Genomic DNA, 18032 nt, shown 5'->3' on the forward strand with positions numbered 1-18032 from the left:
CCCTGTCCGGTCATTCCGGGCGGCCGTCGACCTCCTCCGCGAAGCGCTCGAAGAAGCCGGCGAGCACGCGGTCGGTCTTGGCCTGGACCAGCTTCACCGCCAGCCGGCCGACCGCACCGCCGAGCGCCACCGACAGGCTGTAGGTCAGCCGGGTCTGCCCCTCCTCCTCCTCCAGCACCACGACCGCCTCGCCCTTCACCGCGCCGGCCAGCCCGCCACTGCCCTGGGCGACCAGCCGGTAGCGGTGGGCGCCATCCTCCGGCTCCAGCCGCAGCCGGCCGGAGAAGCGCGCCTTCATCGGCCCGAGCGTGGTGCGGACCCGGGCCGCATAGTCGGTGGCCGACAGCCGCTCCATCTCTTCCAGCACGGGGATGCAGCGCATCAGCACCGCCGGGTCGCAGAGCGCCGCGAACACGCGGTCGCGCGGTCCGGGAACGCTGTGGGTGCCGGTGATGTCCATGCGCCGTCTTCCTCCTTGGCCTTCCGACAGAAACAGGGCGCCCTTCGATTTCATTCGGGCGACACCGTTGGGGTAGAGACATCTGGTATTGCCTGTCGCCGGAACCAAGCCGGCGAAAACCGAAGGAGACCGCAAGCCATGCGACAAGCCGTCACGACGCTGACCGTTCCCACCCGCGGCGCCGGGCTGGTCGAGGTGACCGCCCAGATCCGGCGCTGGGTGGCGGAGCAGGGGATGGACACCGGGCTGCTGACGGTGTTCTGCCGCCACACCTCGGCCTCCCTGACCATCCAGGAGAATGCCGACCCTGACGTGCAGGCGGACCTGTTGCGCTTCTTCCGCCGTCTGGTGGCCGAGGATCCGTCGCTTTACGCCCACACCACCGAGGGGCCGGACGACATGCCAGCCCACATCCGCTCCGCCCTGACCGGCGTCAGCCTGTCGATACCGGTGATGGCGGGGGAGCCGGCGCTGGGCACCTGGCAGGGCGTCTACCTGTTCGAGCACCGCGCCCGGCCGCACCGGCGAGAGATCGCGCTGCATCTGATCGGGGAGTAGGCCCGCAAGACCGATCCGGCCGATCCGGCCGGCCAGCCTGAAATTTCTTTCATCCGGTCGCAAGGCGGCGGTCAAGGGCGGGTTCCTATGTTGGAGACAACAGCGGTGAGGTGCCGCGGCGGTCGGACCGCCGGTGCCACCTCCCCACAGTCGGAATCGCCTGATCGGAGTGTCGCCGTCATGACCACCCTTCCTCCCGCCAATTCCCAGTCGAAGCCCCAGCGTGAGATCGGGCGTGCGGGCCGCCTGCGCCGGACCGTCGCCGCCCTGCTGCTGGGCACCACGGTGCTGACGGCTCCGGCGCTGGCCGGCTGGGCGGCATCGCAGGCCCAGCAGAACGCCACCCCGCCGGCCGTCGCCATGGTGCAGGACACGCCGGCCAGCTTCGCCGACCTCGCCGCCAAGGTCAGCCCGGCCGTGGTCAACATCGCTGCCACCCAGGAGGCAAAGGCCGAAACCCGGGCACAGCGCGGCCCGGCGATCCCCGGCGTCCCCCCCGGCACGCCGTTCGAGGAGTTCTTCCGCCAGTTCCAGGACCAGATGAACCGGAATGGCGGCCCCAATGGCGGTCCTGACGGCGACCAGGATCAGGACCAGGGTCCGCGCGGCAGAGACCGGGGCGCTGGGGTCCGGCTTCATCATCGACCCGGCCGGCTATGTCGTGACCAACAACCACGTCATCGACGGCGCCAGCGAGATCACCGTCACCCTGCAGGACGGCACCGCCATGCCGGCCAAGCTGATCGGCCGCGACGCCAAGACCGACCTCGCGCTCCTGAAGGTGAAGTCGGACAAGCCGCTGCCGTCGGTCGACTGGGCGGACAGCGACAAGACCCGCGTCGGCGACTGGGTGATGGCGGTCGGCAACCCGTTCGGGCTGGGCGGCACCGTCACCAAGGGCATCGTGTCGGCGCGCGGCCGCGACATCCACAGCGGCCCCTACGACGATTACTTCCAGCTCGACGCCGCCATCAACCGCGGCAACTCGGGCGGCCCGACCTTCGACCTCAGCGGCCGGGTGATCGGCATCAACACCGCCATCTACTCGCCCAACGGCGGGTCGGTCGGCATCGGCTTCGCCATCCCCTCCAACCTCGCCAAGGAGGTGGTCGCCCAGCTGAAGGACAGCGGCAAGGTCGAGCGCGGCTGGCTCGGCGTGAAGATCCAGGAGGTGACGCCGGACATCGCCGACAGCGTCGGGCTGCCCAGCGCCAAGGGCGCCCTGGTGGCCGAGGTGACCGCCGACAGCCCGGCCCAGCGCGCCGGCTTGCATCAGGGCGACGTTGTGCTGTCCTATGCCGGCAAGCCGGTCAACAACCTGCGCGACCTGACCCGCCATGTCGCGGATACCAAGGCCGGCGACACGGTGGACCTGAAGATCCTGCGCGAGGGCCGCGAGAAGACGGTGCCGGTGCGCATCGACCGCCTGTCCGAACAGCAGCAGATGGCCGCCGCCGAGACCGACTCCGGCAAGGGCTCCGCCGAGCATGAGGATGTGGCGCCGGTGAAGGGGCTGAAGCTGGCCCCGCTGGACCGGGCGGCGCGCAAGCGGCTGGGCATCGGCGAGGATATCCAGGGCGTCGTGGTGACCGGCCTGTCCTCCAGCGTCGATGTGCCGATCCGTCCCGGCGACGTGATCGAGCGGGTCGGCGACACCCTGGTGAAGAGCCCGGCCGACGTCCGCCATCAGGTGAGCGAAGCGGAGAAGGCTGGACAGAAGGCGCTGCTGATGCTGATCAACCGGCAGGGCAACGAGTCCTTCGTCGCGCTGAAGCTGAAGGCGTGAGGCAACGCGCTCTCTGAGTGACGGAAAGTCCGGCCGGGCATGACACCCTCGTGCTTGGCCGGGCTGTTTTGGGAGGCTACACTCGTGCTCATGAAGATTCTCGTCATAGAAGATGATCGCCAGGCCGCCAGCTACCTTGCCAAGGGGCTGAAGGAGGCCGGCCATGTGGTGGACGTCGCCAACGACGGGAAGGAAGGCCTGTTCCTGGCCGGGGCCGAGCATTACGACGTGATGGTCGTCGACCGCATGTTGCCCGGCCGCGACGGCCTGTCGCTGGTCCAGGTGCTGCGGGCAGCCGGCAACGACACGCCCGTCCTGTTCCTGTCGGCTCTCGGCAGCGTCGACGACCGGGTGAAGGGGCTGAAGGCCGGCGGCGACGACTACCTGACCAAGCCCTTCGCCTTTTCCGAGCTGCTGGCGCGGATCGAGGTGCTGGTCCGCCGGCGGGGTGCGGCCCAGCCGCAGACCCGCCTGTCGGTCGGCGATCTGGAACTCGACCTGCTGTCGCGCAGCGTCAGGCGTGCCGGCAAGGCCATCGAGCTGCTGCCGCGCGAGTTCTCGCTGCTGGAATATCTGATGCGCAATGCCGGCAGCGTGGTGACCCGCACCATGATGCTGGAGAATGTGTGGGACTATCACTTCGATCCGCAGACCAACGTGATCGACGTGCACATCGCCCGTCTGCGCCAGAAGATCGACAAGGATTTCCCCACCCCGCTGATCCACACCGTGCGCGGCGCCGGCTACAGCCTGCGCGCGGCGGAGGCGTAAGGGTCTCGATGGAATTGCGTGACGCATGAAGCATGAGGGCGCGGCCGCCGCCGGCCTGCACGGCTTCGTCGCCGCCGGGCTGCGGCTGGTGCGGACCACGGCCTTCCGGCTGGCGCTGCTCTATCTGGCGATGTTCGTCCTATCGGTCGGGCTGATCCTGGGCGTCGTCTACCGCACCACCGCGGGCTTCCTGGAGCAGGAGATCGGCGAGACCATCGCGCTGGAGGTCGCCGGCCTGCAGGATCATTACCGCAACTATGGGCTGCCCGGCCTCGTCGATGTGGTGCGGACGCGCAGCGCGGTTGCCAACAACAACTCCATCTATCTGCTGACCACGGCGGCCGGGGTGATCCTGGCCGGCAACCTGTCGGGCTGGCCGGCGGCGGTGCCCAACGCCAGCGGCTGGACCCATTTCAAGGTCGCCGACTATGGCGGGGTGACCGACCGGCCCTCCACCGCCCAGGCGGTGACCTTCACGCTGCCGGGGCAGTTCCGTCTGCTGGTCGGCCGCGACATGAGCGAGATCGACCAGCTGCGCACCCGGATGTTCCGCTCGCTCGGCTGGATCCTGGGCGCGACCGCCCTGCTCGGGCTGGGCGGCGGGCTGCTGATGAGCCGCGGCGCCATGCGGCGGATCGAGGCGATCAATCGCACCACCCGCCAGATCATGAGCGGCGATCTGACCGACCGGGTGCCGCGATTCGGCGGCGGCGACGAAATGGACCGGCTGGCCGGCAACCTCAACGCCATGCTGGACCGCATCGAACGGCTGATGACCGGCATGAAGCAGGTGACCGACAGCGTCGCCCATGACCTGCGCACGCCGCTGACCCGGCTGCGCTCCCGCATCGAACTGGCACTGCTGCACGAGACGGAGGACCCGGAGGTCTATCGTTCCGTGTTGCAGGACACCATCGTCGAGGCCGACCGGCTGCTCGCCACCTTCACCGCCCTGCTGTCCATCGCCGAGGCGGAATCGGGCGCCAAGCGGCAGGACTTCGTGCCGGTCGATCTGGCGGAGGTGGTGGAACTGGCCGCCGACCTCTACGAGCCGGTGGCGGACGAGCGCGGTCAGCGCCTGTCCGTCGACATCCGCGGCAGGCCGGTCGTCCATGGCAACGGGCAGCTTCTGGCCCAGGTGGTGTCGAACCTGCTCGACAACGCCATCAAATACACGCCGGACGGCGGCAGCATCACGCTGGTCCTCGACGGTCCGGCTCCCGGCCGCGCCGCCTGCATCGAGGTCGCCGACAGCGGCCCCGGTATTCCGCCGGACATGCGCGACAAGGTTCTGCAACGCTTCGTCCGGCTCGACACCGCCCGCGCCTCGCCCGGCAACGGGCTGGGGCTGAGCCTCGTCGATGCGGTGGCGACGCTGCATGGCGCGAAGCTGGAGCTGAGCGACAACCAGCCCGGCCTGAAGGTCAGCCTGCTGTTCCCGCCGGAAGCCCGCCGCTAAAAGGGGGCCGCCAAGGGAGCCGGTATCGGCCCAAAAAAAAAGCCCGCTGTGAGGCGGGCTCTTAAAGTGACATCAGCGAGAATGACTCCTTGGCGTCCCTGCTGATATGGGGCGGTTCGGGGCAGCTTCCATACCGATCTTCGGACTACCGCCGACGGCCTAGCCTGCCGAAATTGCGCAACGTCTGCCGACTCCGCGCGTTCTTCCCGCGAGGCTGCCCCTCCGGCGGCCGCGAGTGCGGGAGTTTGAACAGATGGCGACACCCAGCCGGCCCACCGCCTATCAAGCGACACCCCCCGGCGGCGGGGCGGCGCAGACCGAGCCGCCGGCGCGGGCCGGGCGCGGCGAACTGGCCGTCTTCACCTGGAAGGTGCTGATTGTCGCCGGGGTGGCGGCGCTCAGCATCTTCCTGTGGCGGATCTCCGGCACGCTTCTGCTGATCTTCACCGGCGTGCTGTTCGCCATCCTGTTGCAGCGGCTGACCGGCTATGTGCAGCGGGCGACCGGGCTCGGCCATGGCTGGTCGCTTGCCATCGTGCTGCTGACGCTGGTCCTGCTAGTCGGCGGCGGCGGCTGGCTGATGGGCACCTCGATGGCGGCCCAGCTCGGCCAGTTGCAGGAGCAGGTGACCAAGGCGATGGGCATGCTGCCCGACGGCTGGCGCGACCGCATCATGGAGCAGGGCAAGGAATGGCCCTGGATGAACCAGCTGAGCAGCTTCGCCTCCGGCCTCGTCTATGTCGTCGGCGACGCGGTGGTGGTGATGTTCGCAGCGCTTTATCTGGCGGCATCGCCCGGCCTATATCAGCGTGGCGTCGTTCTGCTGGTGCCGCCGCGCGGCCAGAAGCGGGCCTGCGAGGTGATGGATGTGGCCGGCGACAGCCTGTGGAAGTGGCTGATCGGGCAGCTGGTGGCGATGGCGGCGGTCGGCACGATGATCGCGGTCGGGCTTTGGCTGCTCGGGATCCCTTCGGCGCTGGCGCTGGGTATGGTCGCTGGGCTGATGGAGTTCATCCCGCTGGTCGGTCCCTTCCTGGCGGCGGTGCCGGCCCTGCTGATCGGCTTCGCCCAGTCGCCGCAGGATGCGCTTTGGGTCGCCGGGCTCTATCTGGTCATCCAGCAGATCGAAGGGAATGTGATCACGCCGCTGTTGCAGAAGCGGGTGGTCGATTTGCCGCCGGTGGTCACCATCGGCGCGATTGCCGCCGGCGGCGTGCTGTTCGGCATCATGGGCATGTTCCTGGCGACGCCGCTCGCCGTCGTCGTGCTGGTGCTGGTCAACCTGCTCTACATCGAGGACAAGCTGGGGCAGCCCAGGCACTTCCCCAGCGATCATTCCTGACCGGCCGCAGACTGTTCCGGCCGGTCAGCCCGACCCGTCAGCCTTCCGTGGCCGGGGCGGTCTCCGCCCGGCCGGGGTGGGCGGAGCGCAGCGGCAGTTCCTTCAGGAACAGCGTCATGGCGAAGGAGACGACCGCCAGCGCGGCGGCCAGCAGGAACAGGGTGGCGAAGCCGTGCTCCAGCGTCGCCACCACCCCGCTGCGGGCGGCGGCGGGCAGGCCGGCGAGGGCGGCGGCGCCGTGCTCCAGAACCGCGCGGCCGGACAGGCCGGCCCCCTCCAGCCGTTCGGAGACCACGGCGTTGAAGACGGCGCCGAACACCGCCACGCCGACCGACCCGCCGAGCGAACGGAAGAAGCCGACCGCGGCGGTGGCGGCGCCCAGGTCGCGATGCTCCACCGCATTCTGCACGGCGACCGTCATCACCGGCATCACCAGCCCCAGCCCCATGCCCAGCGGCACCAGGATCAGCGTCGACCACAGCCCGTCCGCCGCCAGCGCCGGCAGGCTGCCCAGCAGGGCGTACATCGCGCCCGACAGGGCCAGGCCGGCCAGCGGGAAGGCCTTGTAGCGCCCGGTCTTGGCGATCAGCCGTCCGCCGCCGACCGACCCGACGGTCATGCCCAGCACCAGCGGCAGGAGCAGCAGGCCCGACACGGTGGCGCTGGTCCCCTGCACCAGCTGGAGATGCAGCGGCAGATAGACGATGCCGGCGAACAGCACCATCGCCGACACGGCGACCACCGGCGTCGCCACCGCCACCACCGGGCGGCGGAACAGGTGCAGCGGCAGGATCGGCTCCTCGATCCGGCGCTCGTGCCACAGGAAGACCGCCAGCATGACGAGGCCGGCCGCCAGCAGGGCCAGCGCACCCGGGCTGCTCCAGCCCATGGCGTCGCCGCGGGTGGCGACGACCAGCAGGCTGGTCACCGCCCCGGTCAGCAGCGCCGCCCCGGCCAGATCGATGCGCGGCCGGGCGCGGCCGGCGGGCAGGCGCGACAGGGTGCTGCGGGTCATGGCGAGCGCGGCGACGCCCAGCGGCAGGTTGATCAGGAAGATCCAGTGCCAGCCGATGGTCTCGGTGAAGATGCCGCCCAGCAGCGGCCCGGCGACGCTGGCCAGCGCGAAGACGCCGCCGATCATGCCCTGGTACCGCCCGCGCTCGCGCGGGGCGACGACATCGCCGATGATGGTGAAGGCCAGCGACATCAGCCCGCCGCCGCCCAGGCCCTGCAACCCTCGGAACAGGATCAACTGGGTCATGCTCTGCGCCGCCGCGCACAGCACCGAGCCGACCAGGAACAGCAGGATCGCCGTCTGCAGCACGCGCTTGCGGCCATAGAGGTCCGACAGCTTGCCGTAGATCGGCGTCGTCGTGGTGGAGGTCAGCAGATAGGCGGTGACCACCCAGGGCAGCATCTCCAGCCCGCCGAACTGGCTCGCCATCGTCGGCAGCGCGGTGGCGACGATGGTCTGGTCCATCGCCGCCATCAGCATCGCCAGCGCAACCCCGCTGAACACCCGCAGGATTTCCTGGTGGGTGAAGACGGGATGGGCCGGATCGAGCTTTGAGGCATCGGGCTCTGCGGCGCGGGTGGCGGTCTCGGTCATGGTCAGGCGTCTCGGACGTGGAGATCTTCGAGCGGTGAAGCAGGGAGTTGGGTCGGGCCGGCGCTGTTCACCGCCCCAGCGACATCGGCGGCATGCGGGCCTGCACGCCGTCGCCCTGGGTGGCGGCCAGCAGCGGGCGGAGCTGTGCCAGCAGCGGCCGCAGTTCGGCAACGGCAGCGAGCGCGCCGACCAGCTCGCCCTTGCGGGACACCAGATCGAGGATCTGGTCGGTCACCGACTTAGGCGGCGGGTAGGGGACCAGACTCACCGGGGCGTCGGCGGAGAGGCCGGCGGCGGTGCGGGCCAGCGTCAGCGCCTGCTCCTGGCCGCCCAGATCGTCGACAAGGCCGAGTTCGCGGGCCTGGGCGCCGGTCCAGACGCGGCCCTTGGCGATGCCGCGCGCCTGTTCCGGCGTCATCCGCCGGGCCTCCGCCACCCGTTGCAGGAAGTTGGCGTAGGTGTCCTCGATGATGGCGTTCAGCCGCTCGGATTCGCCGCCTTCGAAGGGATGCAGCGGCGACCACATGCCGGCATTCTTCGCGCCCTGCACCCGGTCCCAATGGATGCCGAGCTTGTCGGACAGGCCGCCGATGGCGAACTTGCCGGCGACGACGCCGATGGAGCCGGTGACGGTGGCGGGGGAGGCGACGATGCGGTCGGCGGCCAGAGCGATCCAGTAGCCGCCCGACGCGGCGGTGTCGCCCATGCTGGCGATCACCGGCTTGCCGCTCTGGCGCGCCTTGACCAGGGCCCGCCGGATCGCCTCCGACGCGGAAACCGCGCCGCCGCCGCTGTCGATGCGGAACAGGATGGCGCGCACCTCCGGATCGTCGGCCGCCTCCTCGATGGCCTTGACGATGGTGTCCGACCCGGCTGACATCCCGCCCAGCGTCGGCTTGCCGCTCTCGCCGCCGGTGATGGTGCCGACGGCATGGATCAGGGCGATGGTCGGCCCCTCGCCGTTGGGGCTGCCGGCGACCGACAGGTAATCGGCCGGGCTCAACGTCTCCGCCCCGGCCCCGGCCCGCTTCAGCGCCTCGTCCCGCGCCTCGTCGGCATAGCCGAGCCGGTCGACGAACTTCTGGTCGAGCGCCTCCTTGCTCAGCAGCGGCGCCTTGTCCATGGCGGTCCGCACCGCGGCGGGGGCGAGGCGCCGGCTCTTGGCGATGCCGTCGACCAGCTGGTTGCCGAGGTCGCCGACCAGCGCCTCCATCATCTCGCGGTTGGCCGGGGTCATGCCGGACTTGGTGAAGGTCTCGGCGAAGCTCTTGTATTCCTCGCGCTGGGCGAAGCTCGGCTGCACGCCCAGCTGGTCGAAGGCGTCGCGGGCGAAGGGCAGCTCCGCCGACAGGCCGGTGATGCCCAGCGTGCCCAGCGGTTGCAGCCAAACCTCGTCGAAGGCACTCGCCAGCAGGTAGGAGCGGTTGCCCGCCCCGGCCCCGCCATACTCCTCGGCGAAGGCGACGGCGAAACGGCCCGAGGCGCGGAACCGCTCGATGGCGGTCCGCAGCTCCTGGGTCTGGGCGAAGCCGATGCTGTCGTCGCCGAAGCGGGCCAGCACGCCCTTCACCTTCGGATCGCGCCGGCCGCCGTCGAGCGCGTCCAGCACCTCGCGCAGCGTGGTCTGGTGCTCGAACAGGCTGCCGAACTTGCCGTCGTCGCTTTCGGCCAGCGGCTTGGTCAGGTCGAGTTCCAGCACCACGGCGGCGGGCAGGGTGGGCTCGTGACGGACCGCCAGCACCACCACCGCCACCGCGCCGACCACCAGCAGCAGGCCGATGAGCGCGAACAGACGGACGAAGAAACGGACGATCGCCATGATACCTACCCTGTGTGGCCATGAAGACTATCGATAAGGCTGCCGATTGCGATGCCGGCGGAAGCCTGCGGCTTTCCGGGCCTTAACGGTCCTGGCTGTGGTACTCGCGGTTCGGGATCATGTCCACCGCGGTCGCCACGCGGTTGGACATGTTGTAGAAGCCGACCGTGTCGGCAATGTCGAAGATGTCCTCGGCGCTGAATCCGGCGGCGCGCAGCGCCTCGCGGTCGGGCTCGCCGACCGACATCGGCTCCTTGGTCAGCTTCCAGGCGAAGTCGAGCATGGCGCGCTGGCGCGGCTCCAGCGGGGCGACACGGTAGTTGGCGACCAGCATCTCGCCCAGCTCCGGATCGCCCGACAGCTTGCGCACCGCCTGCCCATGGGCGACCAGGCAGTAATAGCAATGGTTGGCGGAAGAGACGACCACCGCGATCATCTCGCGCTCAAGCTTGCTGAGGCCGCTCTCGCCCAGCATCAGCTCGTTGTAGACCATCGCGAAGTTGCGCAGCTTCTTCGGCCGCAGGGCGTAGGCCTGGAGCACGTTTGGCACGAAGCCCAGCTTTTCCACGCACTTGTCGAACAGGGCCTGCATGTCGGGGTCGAGGTCCGGCTTTTCCGGCAGGGGCAGGGCCATGACGTGATCGGGTTGCGGCATCGGGCGAGTCCTCTCTTTTGATTGCTGGGCCTTTTCGGCCGGGGGAGGGTAACCGCGGCCGCGCGCTTTGTCTTCCGTTCCGCTTGTCGCTCGCCAATCGGGCCTGGTTGTGCCAGAAGTGGAAACTGAATGCGGGAATATGTCCCGGTTGGCGAAACAGAAGGCGATGACCCAGCCGAAGCTCGATCTTCTTTCGGTCCTGGTGGTGGAGGACAGCAGCTTCATCCGCACGGTGCTGACGGCGACCCTGCGCACCATCGGCATCGGCCGGGTGGAGGGGGTGGCGAGCGGCGCCGACGCCATCCGCTGGCTGGAGGAGCGCCGCGCGGCCTTGCCGCCGGGCACCGCGCCGGTCGACCTGATCCTGTCCGATCTGGTGATGCCCGAGGTCAACGGGCTGATGCTGCTGCGCTGGATCCGCTACAGCCCGAAAAGCCCCGACAAGTTCCTGCCGGTGCTGATGCTGTCCGGGGCCGCCGACCGGCATTATGTCGAGCAGGCCCGCGATCTCGGGGCGACCGACTTCATCGCCAAGCCCTTTTCCGCCCAGACCATCGCCAGCCGGCTGCTGTTCGCCATCGCCCGGCCGCGCCGCTTCGTCCTGGCCAAGGGCTATTTCGGCCCCGACCGCCGCCGCGCCGACAAGCCGGTGGCGATGGATTGCCGGATGACCGCGCCGTCGGAGATCCTGATGGTGCACAGCGCGTCGAAGGCGCGCGGCATCGACCGCTTCCCCGTCATCTATTTCGACCTGCCCAACCGGCTGGGCGCCAAGGCCGGCCTTGCCCCGCGCGACCCGGTGCCGACCCTGCCGCCGGAGGTGCTGGCCGCCGCGGAGGAGGAGATCCTGAACCGCGCCGGCGACTATGCCGTCTGGATCGGCGCGGAGGTGGACGAGATGGGCCGCCGTGTCGAGCGCCTGCCGCGCGAGCCCGAGGCGGTGGCCGGCCTGCTGGCCCAGGTCAACCGCTCGGCCCACGAGATGCGCGGGCAGGGCGGCATCTTCGGCTATCCGCTGATCACCCACATCGCCAAGTCGCTCTACGAGGCCACCCGCAGCGGCCTGACCACGGTGACCGCCAACGAGCATCTGCTATTCAAGGCCCATGTCGACGCGATCAGGGCAGTGATGACCGGCCGCGTCAGCGGCGACGGCGGCGCCACCGGCCAGCAGCTGCTGGCTTCGCTGGAGGTGGCGAAGCGGAAATACGCGAAGGCGACCGGGGTGGGGTGAGGGGGCGCTAGGTCCTGTCTGACGGCCTACTGACGCGCAGGCATCGCTGGATCATGGCGAGCCTGATGAAGGTCATGTAGTTGACGGCAAGCTTGTCATGTCGCGTGGCAACGGATCGGCATCCTTTGAGCCATCCGATGCCACGCTCGACGACGTTTCGTCGCCGGTATGCCTCCCGATCGAACCGAGGCGGCCTGCCGCGGTGGGTTCGCCTGCGTTCGTCCTTGCGCATGGCAATGACCGGTTCGATGTGGCGGCGTCGCAGGTACTGACGAAAGCGATTGGCGCTGTAGCCCTTGTCGCCAGCCAGCTTTCGAGGCTTGGTGCGTCGGCGCCCTCGGCGGGTGGGCAAGCTGACCGCCTCCAAGGCGGCGACGGCGAAGGAGATTTCCTGAAGCTGACCTGCGCTCAGCACGGCGGCCAGCGGCAGGCCGTTGCCATCGGTCACCAAATGGATTTTGGTCCCGAAGCCCCCGCGGGAGCGGCCGAGTGCGTGGTCGGCCGGCTCGTCCGAGCCCCCCTTTTTCCGCCCCCAGCCGCCGAGCGACTGGCCCGGATGCTGGTGCCGTCGATGCACCAGAGGTCCACATCGATCCGACCATCCGCATCAAGCTGCAAGCGCAGCCGGTCGAGGATCCGCTCGAACAGCCCGTCGCAACGCCATCGCACAAAGCGTTCGTAGATCATCTGCCAGGGGCCGTAGCGTTCGGGAATGTCCCGCCATTGGGCGCCGGTGTTCAGCTTCCACATCAGCCCATCAACCACTTGACGGTGATCCCGCCACACACCGCCACCTCGCGGATTCGACCGCGGCATCAAATCCGCGATCCGATCCCACTGCGCATCGCTCAGTTCGTAGCGTCGCAGCCCTGTCGCATCGTAAGCCATCAAACTGACCTTGGGCTCTAAACCACAACGTCAATAGGCTCGTCAGACAGGACCTAGTCTCGCATCACGTGCGGCAGGTCGCGGGCGCCTTGGCATATTTGGCGATCAGACGCTCGAACAGCATCTCGCCGTCCGTCGTCCGCCCTGCGTCCGCGTCCTCCAGCCCGACAGCAACGTCATCCATCAACGACTGTCGGCGTTCCTCTTCGCTCTCATCGGCCGGTTCGATGGTCACCCGGAAGCGGGTTCCGGCCGGCGGGCGGACGGGGAGGGCGGCGGTGATCGCTCGCGGCAGTTCCTCCGCCGGAATTGTGGCCGTCACTTTGGAGGGGCGTGCCGGCGGGGTCGGCGAAACGGGCATCGCGGGAGCCTCCGGGAGAAAATCGCTACGCTCTCAGGATACATGCCTCCCTCTTGGGTGGAAAGCGGCGACCGCCACGCCGCTCCCCGCCCCCCTCACGCCGCCCGGATTTTCCCGATGAAGTCGGCGACGTCGCTGCGCAGCCCGTCGGCGTTGCGCTTCAGCGCGTCGGCCATCGACAGCACCTCCTTCGCCATGGCGCCGGCCCGGCTGGCCTCGGTGCCGACCAGGGAGGCGTTGTGCGACACCCGGTCGGTGCCGTCGGCGGCCTGCCGGACGTTGCGGCCGATCTCCGCGGTGGCGGCGTTCTGCTCCTCCACGGCGGCGGCGACCGCGGAGATGTTTTCCTCGATGTGGGTGACAATGCCGCCGATGTCGTCGATGGCGCTGACGGTGTGGCCGGTCGCCGCCTGGATTTCGGCCACCTTGGCGGTGATGTCCTCGGTCGCCTTCGCCGTCTGGTTGGCGAGGTTCTTCACCTCCTGCGCCACCACCGCGAAGCCCTTGCCGGCCCCGCCCGCGCGGGCGGCCTCGATGGTGGCGTTGAGGGCGAGAAGGTTGGTCTGGCTGGCGATGTCGGTGATCATCCGCACGATCTCGCCCACCTGCTGGGCGGCGCCGCTGAGATCGGCGATGACGTCGGCGGTGCGCCGGACGTCGCCGACCGCCCGCTCCGCCATCTCGGTCGAGCCCGCCATCTGGCGTCCGATCTCGGCGATGGAGGCGGTCAGCTCCTCCGCCGCGGCGGCGACGGCCTGGACATTGTCGGATGCCCCTTCGGACGCGCGGGCGACGGAGAGGACATGGACTTCGGTCTCCGAGGCGATGTGGCTCATCTGCTGGGCATTGCCGCGCAGGCCGGTGGCAGCACCCGCCAGTTGCTCCGCGACCATTTCGATGTGGCGGTCGAACGCATCGACCAGCTGCTCCAGCCGCTCGGCCTCGCGCAGCCGGTCCTCCTGGTGCTGCCGCTGCTCCGCGGCGAGCCGGTCGGCTTCGGCGAGGCTGAGGCGGAACTGGTCGAGGCTGCGCGCCATGGCGCCCAGCTCGTCGGCGCGTCCGGCACCGTGGATGGTCAGTTCGCGCTCGCCGGCTTCCAGCCGCGCCATGTCGCCGTTCAGGCGGGCGATGGGCCGGGTGATGTTGCGGGCGACCAGGACGGCGATCAGCGTCATGGTCACCAGCAGGATCGCCAGACCGGCGGCCATGCCGACCAGCCGGTTCATCGACTCCTGCGCATCGAGGGTGGCAAGCCCGATCAGGTCGTCGGCCACCCGGGTCTCGACGCTGCGCAGCATGTCGATGGCGATGGTGATGGTGTCGAACCATTTCCCGGCATCGATCCGCTCGCCCGCGGCGCCATAGGCCGAGGCGATGCCGGTCCGCCGCATCCGCTCCACCTCCGCGATGGCCGGTCCGGCGACGGTCCGGTCGAAATAGCCGGCCTGCTCGGCGGTCAGCTTGTTCTTCAGCCCGCCCATCAGCGCCTTGTATTCGCCCGACAGCTCGATGAAGCGTTCATGCGCGTCGATGGGGAAACGGTCCTTGCGGAAGGCGCCGCCGCCGACCGCACGCTGCTGGCCCAGCCGCTCCTTCGCCTCCGACAGGGAGACCAGGGCATCGGCGGCGCGCAGCTGGTCGCTGCCGTCGGACAGGGACCGGGCCTGCCCGGCGGCGTCGAGCAGCCTGCGGATCACGGCGGTGTAGCTCGCCACCACCTCCATCGAGGATTGCGCCATGCCGTCGACGCCGGTGCGCAGGCCGGACAGCTGCGACAGTGCGTCGCGGGCGCCGCCGATCGCCGCGGCTACCCGGGAATCGCGGACCCGGGCCCCGGCGATGTCCTGGGCCAGCTCGGCCATCCGGGCGTCGGCGGCGGTCCGCACCGTCTCCAGGCGCTTGCGGTCTTCGGCGAGCTTGCCGGCGAGGAAGATGGAGGAGGAGCCGCGTTCCTTCTGAAGCTCGTGCACGAGGCTGGTCATGCCGACCGACAGGCGGGTTACGGAGGCGAGATCGGACGCCCGGCGGCTCGCTTCGACCTGTTCCCACACCAGCAGCGACGACAGCACGACCACGCCCGCAATCGGGACCGACAGGGCAAGCGCCATCTTGCGTGAAAAGCGCATGTCGCCGAGCAGCCGATCTGCGACCTTCAAAAGCGAAACCATCTTACGACTCCAACAGCCTTCACCGATGCGGCATGGCTACGAAAGTGCCAAGCCGAAGGTATGAAATCTAATGGGTTAAAGCACAGTTAGGTTTAACCACGACGTTGGTAGGGAGATTGTTAAGTCACTCCATCACCGCGTCTCACGGGGCCGTCGCGGCCAAAGCGCCGTGCCGGACGGTCCGAACACGAAATTTGCCTCGCTTCCGTCGCGTCAGGGCGGTAGAACGTCAGTCCCGGTCCGCAGGTCTCTTGGGTTCGTGGCGTGACCGGAGCGGTCTTCCGGAGCGTCCATGTCCAACACCGAATTCCATCGCATCAAGCGCCTGCCGCCCTACGTCTTCGCCGAAGTGAACGCGATGAAGGCGCGAGCTAGGGCCAACGGCGCCGACATCATCGACCTCGGCATGGGCAATCCCGACCAGGCGACCCCGCAGCACATCGTCGACAAGCTGGTCGAGGCCGTGCGCGATCCGAAGACGCACCGCTACTCGAACTCCCGCGGCATCCCCGGCCTGCGCAAGGCCCATGCCGCCTATTACAAGCGCCGCTTCAACGTCGACGTCGATCCCGAGACCGAGTGCATCGTCACCATCGGCTCGAAGGAAGGTCTGGCGAACCTCGCCCAGGCGATCACCAGCCCCGGCGACATCATCCTGGTGCCGAATCCCTCATACCCGATCCATCCGTTCGGCTTCATCCTGGCCGGCGCCTCGGTGCGCCACCTGCCGGTGGGCATGGAGAACGGGGCGTCGACCGACATCGACAGCTTCATGATCATGCTGGAGCGCGCCGTGCGCCACAGCGTGCCGAAGCCGCTGGCGCTGGTGCTGAACTACCCGTCGAACCCGACGGCCGAGGTGGTCGGGCTGGACTTCTACCGTCCGATCGTCGAGTTCTGCCGCAAGCACGGCATCTACATCCTGTCCGATCTGGCCTATGCCGAGATCTTCTTCGACAACGACCCGCCGCCCTCGATCCTCGAGATCCCGGAAGCGCGCGAGATCGCCGTCGAGTTCACCTCGATGTCGAAGACCTATTCGATGGCCGGCTGGCGCATCGGCTTCGCCACCGGCAACAAGACGCTGATCACGGCGCTGGCCCGCATCAAGTCGTACCTCGACTACGGTGCCTTCACGCCGATCCAGGTCGCCGCTGCCGCCGCGCTGAACGGTCCGCAGGACTGCGTGCAGCAGGTGCGCGACATGTACAAGCAGCGCCGCGACGTGATGATCGAGGGGCTGGCCGCCGCCGGCTGGGAGGTTCCCAGCCCGAAGGCGTCGATGTTCGCCTGGGCGCCGATCCCGCCGCAGTTCGCCCATCTGGGCTCGCTGGAATTCTCCAAGCTGCTGCTGCAGCAGGCGGAGGTCGCGGTGGCGCCCGGCATCGGCTTCGGCGAATACGGCGACGGCCATGTCCGTCTGGCGATGGTGGAGAACGTCCACCGCATCCGCCAGGCGACCCGCAACATCAAGGAGTTCTTCCGCTCCAACGCCGGCGGCGTTGCGGCGAGCAAGGACCCGGTGGCCCGCGCCGCCCTTCTGGAATCCGAGAAAGCGAAAGCCTGATGCCGAACGCCCAGCAAGCCCCCCTGAAAATCGCCGTCGCCGGCCTAGGTACGGTCGGTGCCGGCGTCCTGAAGCTGCTGGAAACGCAAGGCTCGCTGATCGAACAGCGCTGCGGCCGCCGGATCGAGGTGGTCGCGGTCAGCGCGCGCTCGAAGGGCAAGGACCGCGGCGTCGATCTGTCGCGCGTCCAGTGGTTCGACGATCCCGTCGCGATGGCCGCCGAGGCCGGCGCCGATCTGGTGGTGGAGCTGATCGGCGGGTCGGAAGGCCCGGCGCGCGACACCGTCGCCACGGCGCTGGAGACCGGCAAGCATGTGGTCACCGCCAACAAGGCGCTGCTGGCCGTCCACGGCACCGAGATCGCCCGGAAGGCCGAATCGCGCGGCCTGACCGTCGCCTTCGAGGCGGCGGTCGCCGGCGGCATCCCGATCATCAAGGGGCTGCGCGAGGGTCTTGCCGGCAACGCCGTGTCGGAAATCCACGGCATCCTCAACGGCACCTGCAACTACATCCTGACGGAGATGCGGACCACCGGCCGCGACTTCGCCGATGTGCTGGCCGATGCCCAGGCTCTGGGATATGCCGAGGCCGACCCCAGCTTCGACATCGACGGCATCGACGCCGCGCACAAGCTGGCGATCCTGGCGTCGGTCGCCTTCGGCACGCCGGTCGATTTCTCCTCGGTCTATGTCGAGGGCATCCGGCAGGTGTCGGCGGTCGATTTCGACTATGCCGACCAGCTGGGCTTCCGCATCAAGCTGCTGGGCATCGCGCGGCGCACCGAAGCGGGCGTCGAGCAGCGCGTCCATCCCTGCATGGTGCCGGTGGCCGCCCCCATCGCGTCGGTGGACGGCGTGTTCAACGCCGTGGTGGCTCAGGCCGACTTCGCCGACCGGGTGCTGTTCGTCGGCCGCGGCGCCGGCGCCGGCCCGACCGCCTCGGCGGTGGTCGCCGACCTGATCGACATCGCCCGCGGGCGGTCTACGCCCACCTTCGGCGTTCCGGCCGATCGGCTGGGTGCGGCAACCCCCTCGCCGATGGAAGCGCGCCGCGGGTCGTACTACGTCCGCCTGATGGTCGTGGACCGTCCCGGTGTGATAGCGGATATCGCAGCGGCGATGCGCGACCAGAACGTCTCCATGGAGCAGTTCCTGCAGCGCGGCCGCTCGCCGGGCGAAGGCGTTCCGGTGGTCCTGACCACCCATGACACCGACGAGGCGGCCATGCAGCGCGCGCTTGCGACCATCGCGGCCAGCGACAGCGTGCTGGAGCCGCCGCGGATGATCCGGATCGAGCAGTTCTGACCAGGGCAGTTCTGATCGGGACCGTTTCCCACAATAACCAAGCACAGCCTG

15 protein-coding genes are annotated in these 18032 nt (G+C 69.1%); 8 read left to right on the forward strand and 7 right to left on the reverse strand.

Annotated features, from left to right (window positions below; translation table 11 throughout):
- Positions 1–10: 10 nt before the first annotated feature.
- Positions 11–460 (reverse strand): SRPBCC family protein, encoded by a 450-nt coding sequence (locus ACWPN3_RS14800; protein ID WP_109452054.1) that lies wholly within the window; start codon positions 458–460, stop codon positions 11–13.
- A gap of 138 nt (positions 461–598) precedes the next feature.
- On the opposite strand from ACWPN3_RS14800, the gene ACWPN3_RS14805 reads away from it, so the two are divergent.
- The 5 genes from ACWPN3_RS14805 to ACWPN3_RS14825 all read left to right on the forward strand — a co-directional run bounded on the left by ACWPN3_RS14805 (position 599) and on the right by ACWPN3_RS14825 (position 6376).
- The gene (locus ACWPN3_RS14805; RefSeq protein ID WP_109452052.1) at positions 599–1018 is read left to right on the forward strand and encodes a secondary thiamine-phosphate synthase enzyme YjbQ; all 420 of its coding nucleotides are present in this window, start codon (positions 599–601) and stop codon (positions 1016–1018) included.
- Between the two features lie 562 nt (positions 1019–1580).
- Positions 1581–2804, forward strand: a complete 1224-nt coding sequence (locus ACWPN3_RS14810) for a Do family serine endopeptidase (protein ID WP_492261538.1) — start codon at positions 1581–1583, stop codon at positions 2802–2804.
- A 90-nt stretch (positions 2805–2894) separates the two neighbouring features.
- A complete protein-coding gene (locus ACWPN3_RS14815) occupies positions 2895–3575 on the forward strand; it encodes a winged helix-turn-helix domain-containing protein (protein WP_109452048.1) in 681 nt (226 codons plus the stop codon).
- A gap of 25 nt (positions 3576–3600) precedes the next feature.
- Entirely contained in the window at positions 3601–5034 is a 1434-nt protein-coding gene (locus ACWPN3_RS14820) for a sensor histidine kinase (protein WP_492240312.1), read from the forward strand.
- A 253-nt stretch (positions 5035–5287) separates the two neighbouring features.
- On the forward strand, positions 5288–6376 hold the full coding sequence (locus tag ACWPN3_RS14825; protein WP_492240313.1) for an AI-2E family transporter: 1089 nt from the start codon (positions 5288–5290) through the stop codon (positions 6374–6376).
- Positions 6377–6413: 37 nt separating this feature from the next.
- On the opposite strand, the gene ACWPN3_RS14830 is transcribed toward ACWPN3_RS14825, so the two are convergent.
- From ACWPN3_RS14830 to ACWPN3_RS14840, 3 genes are all read right to left on the reverse strand, one after another.
- Positions 6414–7985 (reverse strand): MDR family MFS transporter, encoded by a 1572-nt coding sequence (locus ACWPN3_RS14830; RefSeq protein ID WP_492240314.1) that lies wholly within the window; start codon positions 7983–7985, stop codon positions 6414–6416.
- 67 nt (positions 7986–8052) lie between these two features.
- Entirely contained in the window at positions 8053–9804 is a 1752-nt protein-coding gene (sppA, locus tag ACWPN3_RS14835; RefSeq protein ID WP_492240315.1) for a signal peptide peptidase SppA, read from the reverse strand.
- An 82-nt stretch (positions 9805–9886) separates the two neighbouring features.
- Positions 9887–10459, reverse strand: a complete 573-nt coding sequence (locus ACWPN3_RS14840; RefSeq protein ID WP_492240316.1) for a peroxidase-related enzyme — start codon at positions 10457–10459, stop codon at positions 9887–9889.
- Between the two features lie 148 nt (positions 10460–10607).
- Here ACWPN3_RS14840 and ACWPN3_RS14845 point away from each other — a divergent pair, with 148 nt between their 5' ends.
- Positions 10608–11693 (forward strand): response regulator, encoded by a 1086-nt coding sequence (locus ACWPN3_RS14845; protein ID WP_247873335.1) that lies wholly within the window; start codon positions 10608–10610, stop codon positions 11691–11693.
- A 7-nt stretch (positions 11694–11700) separates the two neighbouring features.
- Here ACWPN3_RS14845 and ACWPN3_RS14850 read toward each other — a convergent pair.
- From ACWPN3_RS14850 to ACWPN3_RS14860, 3 genes are all read right to left on the reverse strand, one after another.
- Positions 11701–12581, reverse strand: a protein-coding gene (locus tag ACWPN3_RS14850) for an IS5 family transposase (protein WP_492240317.1) whose coding sequence is annotated in 2 segments (ribosomal slippage) — positions 11701–12204 and positions 12207–12581 — 879 coding nt in all. Because the reading frame shifts where the segments join, the coding sequence is not laid out codon by codon here.
- A gap of 64 nt (positions 12582–12645) precedes the next feature.
- Entirely contained in the window at positions 12646–12942 is a 297-nt protein-coding gene (locus ACWPN3_RS14855; RefSeq protein WP_492240318.1) for a hypothetical protein, read from the reverse strand.
- A 95-nt stretch (positions 12943–13037) separates the two neighbouring features.
- Positions 13038–15110 (reverse strand): methyl-accepting chemotaxis protein, encoded by a 2073-nt coding sequence (locus ACWPN3_RS14860; RefSeq protein WP_492261539.1) that lies wholly within the window; start codon positions 15108–15110, stop codon positions 13038–13040.
- A gap of 292 nt (positions 15111–15402) precedes the next feature.
- On the opposite strand from ACWPN3_RS14860, the gene ACWPN3_RS14865 reads away from it, so the two are divergent.
- Complete coding sequence (locus ACWPN3_RS14865) at positions 15403–16677, forward strand: LL-diaminopimelate aminotransferase (RefSeq protein ID WP_109086512.1); 1275 nt, start codon at positions 15403–15405, stop codon at positions 16675–16677.
- Positions 16677–17981, forward strand: a complete 1305-nt coding sequence (locus ACWPN3_RS14870) for a homoserine dehydrogenase (protein WP_492240320.1) — start codon at positions 16677–16679, stop codon at positions 17979–17981. Before ACWPN3_RS14865 ends, ACWPN3_RS14870 begins: the two co-directional genes overlap by 1 nt.
- Positions 17982–18032 lie beyond the last annotated feature (51 nt).

This window comes from Azospirillum sp. UENF 111221, from assembly GCF_058780625.1.

What these genes read in the sequence shown, in the direction of transcription:
- ACWPN3_RS14800 (WP_109452054.1), bottom strand. Translation starts at nt 460, where the DNA reads ATGGACATCACCGGCACCCACAGCGTTCCCGGACCGCGCGACCGCGTG.
- ACWPN3_RS14805 (WP_109452052.1), top strand. Translation starts at nt 599, where the DNA reads ATGCGACAAGCCGTCACGACGCTGACCGTTCCCACCCGCGGCGCCGGG.
- ACWPN3_RS14810 (WP_492261538.1), top strand. Translation starts at nt 1,581, where the DNA reads ATGGCGGTCCTGACGGCGACCAGGATCAGGACCAGGGTCCGCGCGGCA.
- ACWPN3_RS14815 (WP_109452048.1), top strand. Translation starts at nt 2,895, where the DNA reads ATGAAGATTCTCGTCATAGAAGATGATCGCCAGGCCGCCAGCTACCTT.
- ACWPN3_RS14820 (WP_492240312.1), top strand. Translation starts at nt 3,601, where the DNA reads ATGAAGCATGAGGGCGCGGCCGCCGCCGGCCTGCACGGCTTCGTCGCC.
- ACWPN3_RS14825 (WP_492240313.1), top strand. Translation starts at nt 5,288, where the DNA reads ATGGCGACACCCAGCCGGCCCACCGCCTATCAAGCGACACCCCCCGGC.
- ACWPN3_RS14830 (WP_492240314.1), bottom strand. Translation starts at nt 7,985, where the DNA reads ATGACCGAGACCGCCACCCGCGCCGCAGAGCCCGATGCCTCAAAGCTC.
- sppA (WP_492240315.1), bottom strand. Translation starts at nt 9,804, where the DNA reads ATGGCGATCGTCCGTTTCTTCGTCCGTCTGTTCGCGCTCATCGGCCTG.
- ACWPN3_RS14840 (WP_492240316.1), bottom strand. Translation starts at nt 10,459, where the DNA reads ATGCCGCAACCCGATCACGTCATGGCCCTGCCCCTGCCGGAAAAGCCG.
- ACWPN3_RS14855 (WP_492240318.1), bottom strand. Translation starts at nt 12,942, where the DNA reads ATGCCCGTTTCGCCGACCCCGCCGGCACGCCCCTCCAAAGTGACGGCC.
- ACWPN3_RS14860 (WP_492261539.1), bottom strand. Translation starts at nt 15,110, where the DNA reads ATGGTTTCGCTTTTGAAGGTCGCAGATCGGCTGCTCGGCGACATGCGC.
- ACWPN3_RS14865 (WP_109086512.1), top strand. Translation starts at nt 15,403, where the DNA reads ATGTCCAACACCGAATTCCATCGCATCAAGCGCCTGCCGCCCTACGTC.
- ACWPN3_RS14870 (WP_492240320.1), top strand. Translation starts at nt 16,677, where the DNA reads ATGCCGAACGCCCAGCAAGCCCCCCTGAAAATCGCCGTCGCCGGCCTA.